Genomic DNA, 17,290 nt, shown 5'->3' with positions numbered 1-17,290 from the left:
CAAATTGCACAAATTTACTGCAAACCAGAAACTTACTTCTTACCGAAGGTAACGCCCTGCCAGGTATCGGTTCTGAATGGTGATGCCGGCAAACCATCGTTACTAACCAGGTTACAAACAGGATTATTCCCCCAGGCATAACGAACCGCTACCGGATTGGCTACTTCGTTGCTGCTTAGCACTACCTGGGTTCCCTTTACTGTAGCATTTGCCCAGTAAAATTTCTTGTCAGCACCGGCAATAGCAAAGCCTTTAAGTTCTGCTCCATCACGTGCTTTAAGGCCATTTTCGGTATTACCAAAAGTTAGGGTAATCTGCCTTCCATCTACTTTTTGCGATTGGTAAACCGGTCCTGAATAGTTTATTTTCTGGCCATAGGTTTTAGCTAAGGCAATTAGCCCCAATCTTTTGCCAACATCCTGCTTGTTTTTCGGATGAATATCTTTAGCCTCGCCAATATCGATAATGGTGGCCATGCCGGTATTAGGCAGTGCAAGTGTTTTTAGCTGAGCTTCGCGTAGTTCGGCCCAGGCCGATTCGGCAGGTGCCTGGTCTACCTGCATAAAGTTGGCCAGTTGCACAAAATAAAAAGGGAAATCGCCTTGCCCCCATTTCTGGCGCCAATCTTTAATCATGGTTGGGAAAAGTTCGCGATATTGATAAGCCCTGTCGGCATTGCTTTCGCCCTGGTACCAGATGGCACCTTTAATGGCAAACTGAATATAAGGATGAAGCATAGCATTGTAGAGCACTGTTGGGCGGTTCGGACCATTTTCTTCGAAAGGTTTTGGCTCAGCTTTTTTAAAATCGAGACCTATTTTATAACTCCAGTTACCCGTTAAAGCGATTTGCTCTCCACTGACGTTATTCAGATTTAACTCTTTGGCCTCCCCATAAATACCGCCGCCACCGCCGCTATCAAAAACGCGTACTGTGATAGTATTTTCGCCTGTTTTCAACAAATCAGCTGGTAAAGTGTATGTTCGAGCCACATTATAACCTTCGGTTTCACCAACTTTTACGCCATTTACAAAGGTGATATCATTATCATCAATGGTGCCTAAGCTAAGTTTGGCGCCATTTTTTTTCCAGTTTTCGGGAATATTGATTTTTTTGGTGAACCATACAATGCCATCGAAATTTTTAAGTGCAGCATCTTCCCACAAGGTTGGGATAGCCATACTCTTCCAGCCATTGGCATCCGTAGTAGCCCATTTTACCTGGCCGTTCAGGTAACCAGAATCTTTTTCGTTAATGGTTTTAACCCAGTTTGTTACTTTTTCTTCGTAACTAAGTGGCGAAGGATTTTTAACAGATTTTTGGATTTTATCAACCGCAGCTGTAAAATCGGGCATCTTTTTTAAGGATTCGGCACTGGTCCAGGCCTCGGCAATGGTACCGCCCCATGAGGTATGGATTAATCCTATCGGAATTTTGGTTTTCTCGTAAACCTGGCGCGCAAAGAAATATGCGGTAGATGAAAAACCGGCAACGTATTTCGGATTGCATTCCTGCCAGCCGCCATTCGCCACTTTCGCATCATTTAACGGAATATTGCTGGTAATGTGGTCGGCCTGTAGTAAGCGGATATTGGGAAATTTGGCATCGGCAATTTCTTTTTCATAGTTTAAAATTTTACCCCAGCCAGCCAAAGGCATTTCCATATTGGATTGTCCGGAGCAAATCCAAACATCGCCAATTAAAACATTGTTAAGCACAATTGCTTCGCCATCAGAAATGGTAATGGTATAAGGCCCACCATAACCAGGTGTAGCGACCTTAATTTTCCAGTTTCCATTGGCATCGGCAATGGCGCCATAATTGATTTTATTCCAGGATACTGTAATTTTTACTGCTTTGCCGGCATCGGTTTTACCCCAGATAGCAGCATTGGTTTTCTGTTGCAATACCATATTATCGCTAAATACCGAAGGCAAAATAATTTTCGCCTGCAATAACGACGAACTAAACAGCAATAAAGCAATAAAAGGCAAAGATTTTAACTTGTTGAGGCTCATATAGCGGGATGGGTTTTTATGATTAGAAAGCGAATGTACATTTTCTAATACTTTACATCAATATTTATCAGTATCATTTATAAGATAATGTTAAAACCATTCAGTTTTTAGCCAATTAGTTTGGGGAAACGCATCATTTTACTTATTTTGCAGACCTAAAGAACAGCTCAGAACCGGAAATCGTTTTGGTTTGTGTTCTAAAAATGACAATACAAATGGTTAAGATTTTTATAGGCGGCCTCCCAGATAACATCCAAGAGATGGATCTGGCAATTTTTGTTAGCCTTCATGGCAGAGTAGAAACAATTAAAGTTGTTCGCGACAGAGCTACCGGAAAATGCAAAGGCTATGCTTTTTTAGAAATCTTTAGCCTTCCTGATGCTAAAAACATTGTTTCTACGCTAAACGGGGAATCTTTTAAAGGCAATATTATTACGGTAAAAATTTCGGAGGAAGAAAACAAAACCCAGGCCTTTAAACCTAAAGCCAACCAGCCTTTCAAAGCCAAAAGACCACGTTTACAGCGCTAAGCTTTTATCATTCAAACGCTAATTTCTCGGTTTTTCATCCTATAAATAATTATTCCGATAGAGGATTAGCGAAGCAAATTTGCTACGTTTAAATTGCTTAAACCCGAACGATTTTTTGAGGCTTGCTTTTGCAAATTAGTTTCAAACCCATATTTTGCAGGCTAGTTAAGCTTCGCTATGGAAAACTACACCATCGTTATATTCATTTTAGTGGTAATGATTGGCCTGTCATCGGTTGCCGATCACATTAAAATTCCCTACCCTGTTTTACTCATTATTGCCGGAATAGCGGTTGGCTTTATCCCTGCTTTGCGGCCTATTGATATTAATCCTGAAATTATTTTTTTGATTTTCCTCCCGCCGTTACTTTACGATGCTGCTTTTAACATTTCGTTTAAGGAGTTTAAAACCAACATGAATACCATTGCCACGCTATCTATAGGTTTGGTATTTATTACGGCCATCGGTATTGCTGTTGTTGCGCATTACATGATTCCGGGAATGAGCTGGCCTGTTTCTTTTGTTTTGGGTGCCATTTTATCGGCTACCGATGCCGTTGCAGCCATGAGTATTACCAAAGGGCTTGGTCTCTCGCACAAAACCAATACGATTTTAGAAGGAGAAAGCCTGGTTAACGATGCATCGGCCCTGGTGGCTTATCGCTTTGCGGTAGCGGCAGTAACGGGAACCGCATTTGTATTTTGGAAAGCCTCGTTATCATTCGCCATTTTAATGGCAGGTGGTTTTATAACAGGAATGGTAATGGCAAGAATTTTGGCTTTTATTCTGAAAAGAATTCACGATAACCGGCTGGCAACCATCAGTTTTATGTTGTTAATGCCTTTTGTAACCTATTTAATTGCAGAAGAAATTCATGTCTCGGGTGTTATTGCCGTTGTAATTTTAGGTTTGGGCATATCGAGGTTTAGTAACCACGTATTTCCCGAACAGCTTAAAACCCAATCTAAAAACATTTGGGATATTATCATTTTCCTCTTAAACGGATTAATTTTCATTTTAATTGGTTTGCAGTTTCCTTATGTGTACAAGAGTATTAATCAAGCCGATATTTTGCCTTACATTGGATATTCGCTGGTGATTACGATTGTAGCCCTGTTACTGAGAATGGCCCGTGTTTTTCTGCAAAAAATCAACCTTCAAAAAGCATTTCAAAAAGGGAAACACCGGATTACGGAAGCAGCATTGCTTGATTTTAAAAACAGTCTGATCATCAGCTGGTCGGGTATGCGCGGCATTGTTTCGCTGGCCATTGCCATCGGGTTACCGACAAACCTGACTAATGGAAGTGCTTTTCCACAGCGCAATGCAATTATATTTATTTCGGTAGTGGTGGTATTGTTTACATTAATTGGCCAGGGATTAAGCTTACCGTGGATTGTAAAAAAACTGGCTGATGAAAAGAAAAGCTAAAGCGGTTTTGCCCGCTTTAGCTTTTCCTGGAATTTATCAAACTGAGCCTGATGAAGGATCGAAACATTTAGGGGTATTTCGTTAGGTCCTTCGACAAACTAATATTGTTTTTTAGCTAAATAAGCTGGTTCCGTTATCGGTTTGTACGGTATAAGCGTCTAACTTTAGTCCAAACTGCATCTGGTACTTAGTAGCAAGCTCTTCAATCAGGGCCGGAATATTTTCTTCTTTTACAATGTTAATGGTACAACCACCAAAACCACCGCCCATCATTCTGGCACCCAAAACATAATCTAAAGGTTTTACAGCATCAACCAGGAAATCGAGTTCTTTACAACTTACCTCGTACGCAGCGCTTAAACCTTCATGTGTTTCGAACATCAGTTTACCCAAACTTGCTAAATTACCGTTCTTCAACTGCTCGGCTGCATTTAGCAAACGGCTAATTTCTTCAACAACGTAACGGCATTTGGTATAAACCTCAGCATCTTTTGGCTTTACAAACTCTTCCAGCATGTTCAAATCTACATCACGCAGGCTTTTTACTTGTGGGTGATGTGCTTTTATCCAGCTTACGCCCTGCTCGCATTGCTGCCTTCTTTTGTTGTAGGCCGAATCAGAAAGGGCATGTTTTACGTTGGTATTTAAAAGTAGCAATTTATATCCATCCAGTTTTAGCGGAATGTAAATATGCTTCATGGAACGGCAGTCGAGCATCATGGCATGATCTTTCTTACCGAACACTGAGGCAAACTGATCCATAATACCACAGTTAACGCCGGCAAATGTTTGTTCGGCTTTTTGGGCAATGAGTGCGAGGTCCATTTTAGGTACCGACAGCGAAAAAAGCTGATCTAAAGCAAAACCGGTAGCACACTCAACCGCCGCAGAAGACGATAAGCCAGCTCCCAAAGGTACATCGCCATCGATGTAAAAGTTAAAACCTCCCAGCTTGTAGCCACGTTCTTTGAACTGATCGGCCACGCCCAATATGTAATTGGCCCAGCTGTTTTTTGATTGTTTTAAATCGTTAACAGATGAAATATCAAATTCCTGATAGCTTTCTGAAAAAAGATGAATTTCTTGATCGTCTCTTTTCGATATGGCCACATAAATAGCTTTGTTAATCGCCGCAGGCATTACAAATCCTTCATTGTAATCGGTATGTTCGCCAATAATATTGATCCTTCCGGGAGAACGGACCAAAATTGGCTCAGCATTGAAAAGCTTTTTAAAGGTATTTTTTAAATGTTGTGCATTCATGGATTTACGCGTTAGTCTTTCTTAATGTTTTTATAATGTTCGGTAGACATTTCCCTTAACCTGCCTGCTGCAAATTCGGCAGTAATATCGCGTTGCGGATTGGCCAGCATTTCATAACCCACCATAAATTTTTTAACGGTAGCCGAGCGCAGCAATGGCGGGTAAAAGTGCATGTGCCAGTGCCACTCCGGATAATCGCCATTATTTACGGGTGCCTGGTGCATCCCTGCCGAATAAGGAAATGAAGTTTCGAAAAGGTTATCGTATTTCGTGGTTAAAACTTTAATGGCCTCAGCCAGCGACCGTTTCTCGTCTTCAGTAAATAATTTGATGCTGTTAACATGGCGTTTGCTGATAATCATTGTCTCGTATGGCCAAACTGCCCAAAATGGTACCAGCACTGCGAAATGATCGTTCTCAAAAATGATACGCTCATTTTTTTTCAGTTCGAGTTTTAAATAATCGCCCAGCAAACTGGTTCTATGAATGGCGTAATGCGATTTCTGGCGCTCGGTTTCTTTGGCAATTTCGAGCGGGATATCGCTCTGCGACCAAATTTGTCCGTGCGGGTGCGGATTGCTGCAACCCATGATCTCGCCTTTATTTTCGAAAATCTGAATGTATTTGATCCACTCCTTTTTAGCCAGGGTGTTAAATTCATTTTGCCAGACATTTACTACAGCAGTAATCCCTTCAACACTCATTTCGGGTAAGGTAAGGTTGTGTTTCGGGCTGAAACTAATTACCCTGCAAAGCCCCCGCTGGTTATTGGCTACCAGCAAATCGCCTTCGTTCATTTCGTTTTGAGGCGTATCTTCGAGCAATGCCGCAAAATCGTTATTAAAAACGAAGCTTTCGGTATACTCGGGATTGCTATCGCCATCTGCCCTGCCATTACCCGGGCATAAATAGCATTTTGGATCGTATTCAGGTCGGTTATCGGGTGTAATGTCTTCAACCTTACCTTGCCACGGTCTTTTAGTACGGTGTGGCGATACTAAAATCCACTCTCCCGTTAATATGTTTAACCGGGTATGCGGATTACTGTCGAGTTCGAATGTCTGGTTCATTATATTTGTTATAATTGGTTAGAACAGCCGGCCTGATTTGCCTGACTAATCTACGCTGCCAAATTATGAAATAATTATTAATTGTCAAAACGACAATTAATAATTATTTTTATATGTCTGAAAAATTGAACATATTAACGGCTCAAAACATGAATTAAAAATGATTGAATATCCCGGGCAGCCACATTACCTTGTAGCTGTTGATTGTATTGTATTTGGCTTTGATGGCGAGCACCTAAAAATTTTGTTGGTAAAAAGAGGTCTGGAACCCGAAATTAACAAGTGGAGTTTAATGGGAGGTTTTGTTGGGCCAGATGAGAGTCCTGATGATGCAGCCAACCGCGTATTGAAGAAAATGACTGGCCTGGAAGGGGTTTACCTGGAGCAAATGCAGATTTATGGCGAACCAAAGCGCGATCCGATAGAGCGTACTTTATCAGTTGGTTATTTTGCATTGATTGATATCCATAAATATGAAACGCAATTAAACGACGATTACGAAGCAGAATGGTTTTTAATTAACGAACGGCCTAAATTAATTTTCGACCATAACAAAATGGTGGCTGATGCGCGAAAAAAACTGCGTTATAAAGCATCGCTCCATCCTATTTTGTTTGAAATGCTGCCTAAGAAATTTACCATCCCGCAGCTGCATATTCTTTTTGAGGAAGTAAACGATACGAAAATCGACACCCGCAATTTCAGCCGTAAAATTACTTCAACGGGTTTGTTGATTAAGCTGGAAGAAAAGGATAAAACAGGATCAAAAAAAGGTGCATTTTATTTTAAACTGGATAAAAAGAAATATACAGCCAACTCACAGGCTTTCTTAAACTTAATGCCAAATTTAAGGGCTTAACGAACATAAATTATGATGTTTTAATGGGATTTAATTTTTACAGTTAAATGGTAACGATACAAGTTCTTTACAAATTGATCGTTATAGCTGTAATCATTTATTAGTATGTTTGGCAACAAACACACAATAAACTTAAATTAATCTTAAAACAATGAACATTACCAAAAAACTATTATTTACAGCGCTCGTTGCCTCATTAACCTTAAGCCTTTACTCTTGTAAAACAAAAAAACTGGTAGCTAAACCTGCTCCGGCACCTGTTGAAAAACCTGCTCCGGTTGAAGAGAAAAAACCAGCTCCGGCACCTGAAAAGGAACCAGAGAAACCAGCACCGGTTGAAAAACCCAATTTTAACCTGGATAATATCCAGTTTGAATTTAACTCGTTTGTATTGAAAACCGCATCATTCCCGATTTTAGATAAAGCGGTTACTGAAATGAAAAAATCGCCTGAAACTAAATTTGTACTTAATGGTTATTCATCAGCAGAAGGAACACCTGAGCATAATATGCAATTATCTGTTGACCGTGCTAATGCAGTAAAATCTTATTTTGTAAATGCTGGCTTAAACGGAAGCAATTTTACAGTTGTTGGTCATGGAGAGAAAAACCCGATTAGCAACAACAATAGCGAAGAAGGCCGGATTATAAACAGAAGAACCGAAATTAAGGTTCAGAACTAAAACCTATTTTAGACCTTACAAGTTTTAAAAACCTGTAAGGTCTTTTATTTCTGATAAACCCTCACATATTCTACTTCCATCCGGTTTGGGAAGCGGGTATCTTTCAGGTCACCCCCATTCATACCTCCCAAAGCCAAATCGAACAAGATATAATGCTTTTGTTTAAAAGGATGAAACGAAGTTCCGTTTTCGTTTTCCAGCTGGCTCAATAAAGTCTTATTCAACAAAACATCATCAACAAAAAGGCTTATTGCTTCTTCATCCCAGTCCATACGCCAGGTATGAAATTGAGCAGCCCATTTTTTACCACCCAGCGAATCGGTTGATTTGGTATTGCTGAACCATTTGGGTTTACCATTTTTACCCATGCTGGCAATATTGGCCAATAATTTACCCCGGTAATATTCCATAATATCAATTTCGCCATTGGCAGGCCAGCGACCGTTGAGGCCCAAAGTCCAGAATGCCGGCCATAAACCAGCTGAAATATCGATTTTAGCTTTCATTTCAAAGCGGCCGTACTGCCAGCTTTGCAGATCTTTAGTGATAATACAGGCCGAAGTATATTCAATATTTTGAGGTTTTTTACGCCAATCTTTACTCCCTGCTACGTATAATGGATTAGGTTTCTGCTCTTTGCGTGCTTCGATGATCAATTTCCCGTCTTTACAAAAAGCATTTTCGGGCTGATACCATTGTAATTCTTCATTCCGTACAAAACCTTTTTCATAAGTCCAGTTTGCCGGATTGAGTGTTCCATCTTTTTCAAATTCGTCGTTCCAAACCAATTTATAACCTTCGGTTTCATATCTGGCAGCAATATGTTTCGTTTTTTTTACCGCACAAGATTGAGTAACAATTGTGACTAACAGGATAATGCAGGTTTGAACTTGCTTTTGCATGGCGTGTTTTTTGGTTGACTAAATTAATATTCTTTTGAAATAAAAATTCTCAGGGTTTCTTTACAGAAAGCCCTGAGAATAAATTTACTAATTGGCTTAAGTATTAAACCAAACAGTACTAGAGAGATTTGAGCGCCACCTCTTTTACAATCCAAAACTGATTTCCTGATGCGGAGGTCATCGATGCCAGAAAGCCAATTGATACTGTTGTTGATTGTGTTAAGGTAAATTGAAACTTATTGTTGGCAAAGTTGGTGTAACCTAATGATGTAGACACATTGGCAACATCTGGTAGCGTATTACCCGCTGCTGCTACAATGTAAACCGGATCTTTTGCTTCATTTTTTGCCATCGTAATTTCAAAACTATAACTGCCAGCCGGAAGCGTAAAGGTTTGGAATATTTTACCATTGATAATCTGAGCGGAACCATCCCAACCCATTTCCATGGCCAGGCATCCTCCCTGATCGGAACACCAGCCTCCTAAACCTCCATGGTTACGGATGTTATCGGTAACGGTCCAGTCGGCAATATTACGCCATCTGCCCCCGCTTGCTGCAGGTTGGAAAGGATTTCCCTTGTTTTTAAAATAAGTTGCGGTAATATCGGCCCCTACACGCTGCGTTTGAAAAGCTGTAGAAAAGGTATCGATAGAAACGGTATCGGGCAAAAACAGGGTGCGATACCTTAAACTTGTACCCGGCTTAATATCGGGAATAGCCGTTGTAGTTTCGTCGATTTTGGTCCTGATCTTTTTAATTACATTGCTTAAACTGGTGTATTCTACCTCTGTGGCAAAAACCCCGGTTAAGCGGTCCATGCCCTGCCAGGTAATGGTAGTTGCACCACTGGCATTGGTAAAAGCCGATTCGATAGGCCTGTTAAACAACGACGACTGATACCTTGAGCCATAAGACCTTCCGGTTTTGTATACCGGAATAGATTTATTTCCAACTGCATCGTAAGTATAAATCTGGAAATTCTGAACACCTTCCTGTACACGCTCTATAAAATATTTCAGCGTATCGGTAGCATACTTTTTCTTTACGGGTATTACTACCGAATCGGCCTTGTTGTTCCAGAAAATTTTGCACTGGGTTACTTTCGGATCGGAAAGAAACAAGCCACTGATGTACACCCGGTTGTTACCCGACATTATTTTTACCGAATCTAACTTGCCGGTATAGGAAATTTCTCCTTTCTCGGTATACTTTTTATAATCGTCGGATTTGGTACAGGCCACGAAAGTACCTGCCCACAAACACATAAAAGCTAGTTTTATGGTTCTGATATATGTTTTTTGATTATTCATCTTTAAAATGCTTTTTTAATTACCTCGGATCGCCATAAAGCTGTACTTCAGAAACACTCATGAAAGAAGTGCCCTGCCAGTTGTTAATAGATTTAATGCGGATATAGCGTACTTTTTTAAGTCCAACGGCAAAATTGTAACTGATACCGGCATTGGCAAAAGCATAATCTTCGCTGGTTTGTACCCCATAGGCACTTTTAGAAGGTTTGGTAGAACTGTATTTACCCAACATTACCCAGTTGTTAAAGCTGCCATCAGCTGGCGGATTATCGGTTCCCCAGATTTCAAAATCCTTTAAATTGCCTCCATAGTAATAAGTACGTCCGGCATTGAGGTATTCGGGATAATTCCACACTACTATACGGCTTAAGGTTGCTGTTCTGCCCAGATCGAAAGTTACCCATTGTGGTGTTAATACAGTGGTTTTGGTTAAACACACACTCGGCCAGTCGATAATATTGCCATCCCACATTTTGGATACGCCTGTAGAGGTATATTCCTGTGGCGAATCGGTAGGTAAAATCACCTCTTTATAAGTTGATTTAGGCAATACAGTTTCATATAGCGGCTTTAAAGTGGTAAAAAGCGTATCGCTGTAATTTAACCACCTGTCGCGAATGGTAATGGCAAATTTCTGGGTCAATGTATCCAGTCCCCTGATCGACTGATCGATCTCAGGAGCGGCAGTATAAATGTTCTTTGCCGTTGGCACATATTTCCCTTTCGACAGAACCAATACTTCTATGGCGAGGTCGGCTTTAGCGGGATTGCTTCCTTTAAAGTTTAATCCACCAAAATCGGCAACAGCCTTAAGGCTACGGTATACCCCCCAGATCGGGTTTTCGAGTGGTTTAACCTTCACAATGGTCGGTTCTGAAGCCACTTCGCTTCTGTTTACGGCGTAAATTTTCACCTCATGTTCATTGGTATCGCCAAAACCTTCTACCAATAAAGTATTGCCATAATAGGAAGTTTTTACTTCCATTTCCTGACCGTTAGCCAGATAGTAAACAGCTTTAACATACAATAAATCTTTATCGGCAGGTAAGCTGAAAGTAATGCTGGCATTACCTGCTCCGTTTTTAATGGTAACATTACTTACTTTGCCCGGAGGCGTGGTGTTATTTTCTAAGGGGCCTAACTGATCCTCTTTACAGCCCGAAAATGCTACTGTTAAGCTTAACAGGAATAACAGCAGGTTTTTATTTATTCTTTTCATATCGAATATTTTTTAATCAATTCATACTACCAGCCTGGGTTTTGAACCAGTTTAGGGTTAACAGTTAAATCGTATGCGCGCAATGGCCACAAATAATCGCGTGGAGCCACAAAATTTTGGTTAAAAATGGTTCGTACACGGTAATATTCTGCAGAGGTAGGTTGGTAAACGCTCCATCCGGTAATGGGTTGGTTAAACATTTCTGCAGCACGTTTCCAGCGTCTGATATCCCAAAAACGGCTTCCTTCAAACGCCATTTCAATCAGTCTTTCCTGCTGGACAATTTCGCGCATCCCATCTTTGGTTGTATACTTACCCGGGTTGTTTGAAAAGTTGGTCCATGCGTTTTGTACGGTTGGCAAACCGGCCCTCGTTCTGATGCGGTTAATGTATTCGTATACATCGGCCGATGGTGCTGCCAGGGTTTCGTTTAGGGCTTCGGCATACATTAAATAAAGGTCGGCCATTCTGATTTCGGGCCATGGATAATCGCGGTAGCTGGCTCCGTTTGTTCCGTTAATCATGTTCCAATCGACCAGTTTTTTGATGAAATAACCTGTTTCGTTGTACCAGCCGAAATTGTTTGCACCAGCCACCTGGTTCGATTTGCCTTCGAGTACGAAAGTGCCTTCATCCGAATTGGTTGGGCTATCGTATTTATACCAGATTCCACCATCAAAACCTAAATCGGCATAAAACCTCGGTTCGCGGTCAAAATTGATCCTGGCTGTAGTGTAGCCTTCCTTTACATAAAAGCGCTCGCTTTTAACTGCAGTGCGCAGCGTATATTTGTTGGTAAAATCGAGTGTTTTATCTTCGTTGATCGGCACACCGTTTTTACTGTAAAACATTTCGGCAATTTTTAATGGAGGAGCCAGTTGCTGACGTGCACTTCCTACTACAACAGCAGAAGTTAAGCGTGGCATGGCAGCCCTTTGCATGTTAAAGGTACGGCTGTTCGGATTGGCCCAAACATGTTCGAGGTTAACGTTAAAACGCTCAGTTACTGCACCTTTAATGGTAAGCTGTCTTAGTGTGGTATCAGATAATTTAAAAGTAGTACCCGGAAACTGGTACAATTTAAAACCTGCAGCTTCGGCAGCATCAATAGCGGCTTTGGCAGCATCGGCTGCTTTTTTCCATTTATTGGCATCGTAAGCGGTGTTAAATAACACTACTCCGTCTTTATCTCTAAAGTTACTGTAATCGGTATTGCCATTAAACAAAGGACTGGCAGCTGTTAATAAAAGTTTGGCTTTAATAGCGAGTGCTATAGGCCTGGTAATGCGGCCCAGCTCGGTACTTTTATCGGTAATAATTTGCGGCAAGCCCGGAATGGCCTGATCCAGTAAGCCTGAGATGTAATTTACACATTCATCAAATGGCATTCTTTTAATCCGCACTTCTTCTTCTGTTGCACTAATCCCGATATTGGTATCTACAATCGGAATGGGGCCATACATGCGCAACAAATAGAAATTGTAATAGGCTTTTAAAAATTTCACCTCGGCAATCCAGCGCTCGCGTTCGTTTAAGCTCAAATCTGGTATTTTACTCTGGTCCTGCACATTTTCTAAAAAGATGTTGCAGTTTCTGATGGCTTTAAACAAACCATAATCTCCACCGGGATTATCATTGTAATTATAAACGTTACCGCCACCCTGATAACGACCATTCCAGGCATCCAGTAATGGGTTTTCTGCTCCTTGTCCTCCCCTTGCCAGCCTCCAGCCATAAGAAATAAATTCCCTTTCATCCAGCGAGGTCCAGATTTCATCGCCAGCCATAAAACCGGCGTTTAGCAATGGTTCGCCATCTTTTGGCAGGAAAGAATAACAGGTAAACAGGTATTTTTCGGCTTCGTTCCTTAAGGTAAAGGCATTATCGATTGTAGCTACGTTATCGGGAACGATATCGAGGTACTTTTTGCAGGAGCTCACCGATAAAACGATAACCAGCGCAGCCGCAGTTAGCTTAGCCAAACCTGGCTTTGCCATGTATTTTTTAAATAAAATATTATTGATTTTCATATTGTTATTTTTAAGCTTAATGGTTAGAATGAAACATTTAAACCTAAATTGTATACGGTTTGAACAGGATAACCCAAACCGTTGCCACCCATTTCAGGATCCCAGAGTTTGAAAGCACTTAAAGCACCAAGATTGGTAGCGTTAACATAAAAACGTGCACTGCTTAAGCCCAGCCTTTTCTGCAATTTGCTTTGCAGGTTGTAGCCCAGCTCTACGCTTTTTAGCCTTAAAAAGGCTCCGTTACGCATCCACCAGGTTGAGGTACGGGTATTGTTGTTTACAAAATTTGGGCTTAAACGTGGCCAGAAAGCGTAGCTATCGCGGTTTTGCTCAGACCAGTGACTATCGGCAATTACCTGCAACAATCCATTTTGGGTAACGTTAGGATTGCCTGATTCGTTGTTAAGCACAAAAGGAGAAATATTACCAGGATTGATGAAGAACGAAGATCTGGCCGATCCCTGAAAGAACGCAGAAATATCGAATCCTTTGAAACCAAATGTACCACCAAAACCATACACAATTTCAGGGCTGGTTGGCAAGCCAATAGGCACCTGATCTACATCACTGATAATGCCATCGCCATTTACGTCGCGGTATTTAATGTCTCCTCCTCCGTAATCAAGGCCGGGTACACCCGCAAACTGAACCGGTGAGTTTTTCGCTTCTGCATCATCAACAAACAAACGCTCAGCAATGTAACCAAAGGCTTGTGTGGTGGGTAAGCCCACATGTGTACGATAAGCCTCATTTGCGTTAAAAGAAGGTTCATCGTAAATTAAAATTTTGTTGGTAGCATAGGTAAAATTACCACGCATTTGCAAAAACATGCTGTTGCTGAAAGATTTGTTATAGCTGGCCGAAAAATCGACACCTTTGCTTTCGGCTTTATTGGTATTGGCCCTTACAGCAGCTTGTAAGCCCATGGTACTTGGTATAAAAGTACGGTCGGTTAAAATATTAGAACGTTCGTTTTTATAAATATCGAAGGTCAGGTTCAGGCTGTTAAACAAGGTCATGTCCAAACCAATGTTGGTTTGTTTAGATCTTTCCCAGGTAATTAGCGGATTGGAATAACGGGAAACCAAAATACCATCACGATAATACAATCCATCTTCGCCGAACCTTGTGCCGAAAGTTCCGTTATTCATATTTACTTCCGAAAGATAGAAGAAACGGTCGGCTGCATTACCAATCTGATCGTTACCTACCAAACCATAAGTTGCTCTGAGTTTTAAACTGTTAATGACTTTGGTTAAAGGTTTAAAATAATTTTCGTTAGAGATGATATAGCCTAAACCAAAAGAAGGGAAGAAACCAAAGCGGTTATTTTCTGCAAAACGCTCGGAACCATTGTAACCGAAGTTAAACTCGGCCAGGTAACGGTTATCGTAACCATAAGTAGCCCTACCCGATACACCCTGGTTGCGCGATGGCAGCGAAAGCTGAAGACTACCCGGATTTGCCGCCAGATAATTACGCATGGTGGTAATTAACATACCGCTTACAGCATGTTTATCTTTAAAAGTACGGCTGTAGTTAGCAGAAAACTCAGCATAGAAGGTAGAATTTAAGTCTTTTGTTCCTTCAGAATACCCCAGATACTCTGTACCTACAGTTCCTACTGATAAAGCTCCTCCTCCATTCATTAAAGTTAATCCGATAGATTTATCGGGTTGTTCGGTTGCGGTATAATAGAAAGGATTGTACGCGCGTGAAATATCGAAATATGAATACCTGCGGGCATAACTCATCATCCGGGCAGTTAAACCTGGGGTAATGAATTTCAAATCCTGCTTAATTTCAATCTGCGTTTGTAATGTGGATGAATTTTTATCCTGGTACCCTTTCACCATTTCGGCATAAGGATTCATGTACAATCCGCCTCGTGGCGAAATTGCATTACCAAATAAAGGGTGATTGCTGTAGGGCGATAAACTGGCCGGATAAACCGCCGGGAACATTACCGGGTTAGACCAAATGGCCCGGTTAAAAGTAGCTCCACCACCACCCACTGGCCCGGTATAATCATCAAACTGGCCATATACCCTGATAATAGCCTCTGTAGTATTGGTAAGGTTAATGTTTACATTAGAGCGGACCGAATAGTTTTTTAACTTGATGTTGTTGTTAAAGTTATTTAAATCGGCCACCTTCAGTACACCATTATCGATATTGTAGGTACCCGCTATATAGTAACTCGCTTTTGTACCCCCACCCGAAATATTGAGGTTATACCTTTGGTTAATGGTATAATCTTTAATTAATTGCTCAATCCAGTTGTTATTGGGGTAAAGCAATTCATTCTCGCCCGCAGCGGTAGCATCTATTTTGGTTTGCAGGTAAGGCAAAATGGCCAGCCTGTTACGCGTAAGGGCTGCTTCGTTAGCCAGTTTCATGTAGGTAACGTTATCGGCAAACTGGAAATTTTTGGTGTTGGCAGATAGCGATGATTCGGCCCTGAAACCAAACTTGGTTTGACCAGCCACACCCGATTTGGTTAAAATGAGCACTACCCCATTTGCCCCCCTTGCACCGTATACGGCCGATGCAGTAGCGTCTTTCAATACGTTAAATGAAGAAATATCGTCGGGTTGCAAACGCGCCATATCGTTTTGGGTCGATTCGATACCATCGATCAAAATTAGCGGATCTTGTTTACCGGCACCGAATGTACCCAACCCACGGATGAAAAACTGCGCGTTATCGGCGCCGGGTTCGCCACTACGCTGATAGGCAATCATACCGGCTACCCTACCGGCCATCATGGTGGTAAGGTTACTGGTTGGCCCTTTCAGTTCTTTTGGGTTAATGGCCGTAATGGAGCTGATTACACTTGTTTTTTTCTGTGTACCAAAACCTACTACAGCCACCTCATCCAGCGAGTTGGCATCTGATTGGAGGGTAACGTTGATGGTATAAGTGCCGTCTGCATTTTTATCGTAATTGGCAACAGCCACATTTTTAGGTTTGTAACCTACCAGGGTGAATAACAATTTTCCTGTGCGGGGCAATTTGATGGTATAGCGTCCAAACTCATCGGTAGAAATACCGCGGTTGGTGCCCGATACTTTTACGTTTACGCCGGGCAAACCGCCAACAGTGTCTTTTACCATCCCTTTAACGGTTACATCTGTTTGTGCCGATGCCGTTAAATAAGAGGCGGTAATTACGAGACAGACCAAAAACTGTAAAATTGGTCTTAAAGCTTTTCCCAGCTTGTAGAGCGGGACTTTCTTCGGTAATTTTTTCTTCATAAAATGGTTTAATTGGTTAGTTATTTTTAACCGGATTCCGATCGCCCCTTAAATTGAAAAGGCAAAAGGCTGCTCATCCGATCGAAAATATTTTTCGTCAGTTAGTATTTGGAACCAGGAGCTTAGGCTCCAAATTCCAGGTTGTTTCTTAATTAATTTGATTGCTTTTTAAAGAAGCAGTACGATGTTTTTTTACCTATGCTGTAAATGGGGTAGCGTAAATTTGGCTTTCTTCATATATTTTATTTTAGGGATTGGTTTTCGATTTGGTTTTGGTTCGCAAAAACTGGTAGTAACAATTTTTATTCGTTACATTCATCAATTATTCTCGGTAGTTAATCTTCGAATAATTTTGGCACGGCTTATATCTTATACTTGGTTTTAACAAATTAACCATAAAAAAGACGCTGCTAGTGAGGGGTAATCCGGTAATAAAAAGGGGGCAAATTGTTATTTTTAGTCACTTTTTGGCCTTTTTTGAGTTTTTTGGATAAAATTTCATTTTTATAAACGTTAATTATACGTTTATAATACAAACCTTCATTCAGGAATTCCTGACAAATAATAAGCTTAAATAGTTGCCAGTTAACGTGTGAGATTAGCGCGTTTTTAACCGCAGAGGGCGCGAAGAAAAAGCGCAAAGCACACAATTTAACCACGGCGCTAATAATTAATTTAACCACAGAGGACACAGAGCGGAGCACAGTGGACATAAAG

General features: G+C 41.1%; 12 protein-coding genes. 4 read left to right on the top strand and 8 right to left on the bottom strand.

Going from position 1 to position 17,290, the window contains the following annotated elements; all coding sequences use genetic code 11:
- Positions 1 to 32 precede the first annotated feature (32 nt).
- A complete protein-coding gene (locus BLR37_RS17870; RefSeq protein ID WP_090770943.1) occupies positions 33 to 2,018 on the bottom strand; it encodes a sialate O-acetylesterase in 1,986 nt (661 codons plus the stop codon).
- 215 nt (positions 2,019 to 2,233) lie between these two features.
- Here BLR37_RS17870 and BLR37_RS17865 point away from each other — a divergent pair, with 215 nt between their 5' ends.
- Positions 2,234 to 2,548 carry an RNA recognition motif domain-containing protein gene (locus BLR37_RS17865; RefSeq protein WP_039470459.1) on the top strand — a complete coding sequence of 105 codons (315 nt, stop codon included), beginning with the start codon at positions 2,234 to 2,236 and terminating at the stop codon, positions 2,546 to 2,548.
- A gap of 177 nt (positions 2,549 to 2,725) precedes the next feature.
- The gene (locus BLR37_RS17860) at positions 2,726 to 3,979 is read left to right on the top strand and encodes a Na+/H+ antiporter (RefSeq protein WP_090770939.1); all 1,254 of its coding nucleotides are present in this window, start codon (positions 2,726 to 2,728) and stop codon (positions 3,977 to 3,979) included.
- 111 nt (positions 3,980 to 4,090) lie between these two features.
- Here BLR37_RS17860 and BLR37_RS17855 read toward each other — a convergent pair whose 3' ends face one another.
- Positions 4,091 to 5,242 carry a galactokinase gene (locus tag BLR37_RS17855; RefSeq protein ID WP_090770937.1) on the bottom strand — a complete coding sequence of 384 codons (1,152 nt, stop codon included), beginning with the start codon at positions 5,240 to 5,242 and terminating at the stop codon, positions 4,091 to 4,093.
- Positions 5,243 to 5,253: 11 nt separating this feature from the next.
- The gene (locus BLR37_RS17850; protein WP_090770935.1) at positions 5,254 to 6,312 is read right to left on the bottom strand and encodes a UDP-glucose--hexose-1-phosphate uridylyltransferase; all 1,059 of its coding nucleotides are present in this window, start codon (positions 6,310 to 6,312) and stop codon (positions 5,254 to 5,256) included.
- Positions 6,313 to 6,472: 160 nt separating this feature from the next.
- Here BLR37_RS17850 and BLR37_RS17845 point away from each other — a divergent pair, with 160 nt between their 5' ends.
- Together BLR37_RS17845 and BLR37_RS17840 are read left to right on the top strand one after the other, a co-directional pair.
- Positions 6,473 to 7,171, top strand: coding sequence for an NUDIX hydrolase (locus BLR37_RS17845; protein ID WP_039470467.1), 699 nt, complete (start codon positions 6,473 to 6,475; stop codon positions 7,169 to 7,171).
- 151 nt (positions 7,172 to 7,322) lie between these two features.
- A complete protein-coding gene (locus BLR37_RS17840) occupies positions 7,323 to 7,853 on the top strand; it encodes an OmpA family protein (RefSeq protein WP_090770933.1) in 531 nt (176 codons plus the stop codon).
- A gap of 44 nt (positions 7,854 to 7,897) precedes the next feature.
- On the opposite strand, the gene BLR37_RS17835 is transcribed toward BLR37_RS17840, so the two are convergent.
- From BLR37_RS17835 to BLR37_RS17815, 5 genes are all read right to left on the bottom strand, one after another.
- A complete protein-coding gene (locus tag BLR37_RS17835) occupies positions 7,898 to 8,755 on the bottom strand; it encodes a glycoside hydrolase family 16 protein (RefSeq protein ID WP_090770931.1) in 858 nt (285 codons plus the stop codon).
- A gap of 118 nt (positions 8,756 to 8,873) precedes the next feature.
- A complete protein-coding gene (locus BLR37_RS17830) occupies positions 8,874 to 10,067 on the bottom strand; it encodes a DUF4998 domain-containing protein (RefSeq protein ID WP_090770929.1) in 1,194 nt (397 codons plus the stop codon).
- Between the two features lie 19 nt (positions 10,068 to 10,086).
- A complete protein-coding gene (locus BLR37_RS17825; protein ID WP_090770927.1) occupies positions 10,087 to 11,286 on the bottom strand; it encodes a DUF5000 domain-containing lipoprotein in 1,200 nt (399 codons plus the stop codon).
- A 26-nt stretch (positions 11,287 to 11,312) separates the two neighbouring features.
- Positions 11,313 to 13,316, bottom strand: a complete 2,004-nt coding sequence (locus tag BLR37_RS17820) for a RagB/SusD family nutrient uptake outer membrane protein (protein WP_244154691.1) — start codon at positions 13,314 to 13,316, stop codon at positions 11,313 to 11,315.
- Positions 13,317 to 13,339: 23 nt separating this feature from the next.
- Positions 13,340 to 16,573 (bottom strand): SusC/RagA family TonB-linked outer membrane protein, encoded by a 3,234-nt coding sequence (locus BLR37_RS17815; protein WP_208599684.1) that lies wholly within the window; start codon positions 16,571 to 16,573, stop codon positions 13,340 to 13,342.
- Between the last annotated feature and the right edge of the window lie 717 nt (positions 16,574 to 17,290).

The sequence above is a fragment of the Pedobacter soli genome (assembly GCF_900101435.1).
GTDB lineage: Bacteria > Bacteroidota > Bacteroidia > Sphingobacteriales > Sphingobacteriaceae > Pedobacter > Pedobacter soli.
Note: the sequence above shows the minus strand (reverse complement) of the source record. Positions and strands in the feature narration are given on the sequence as shown.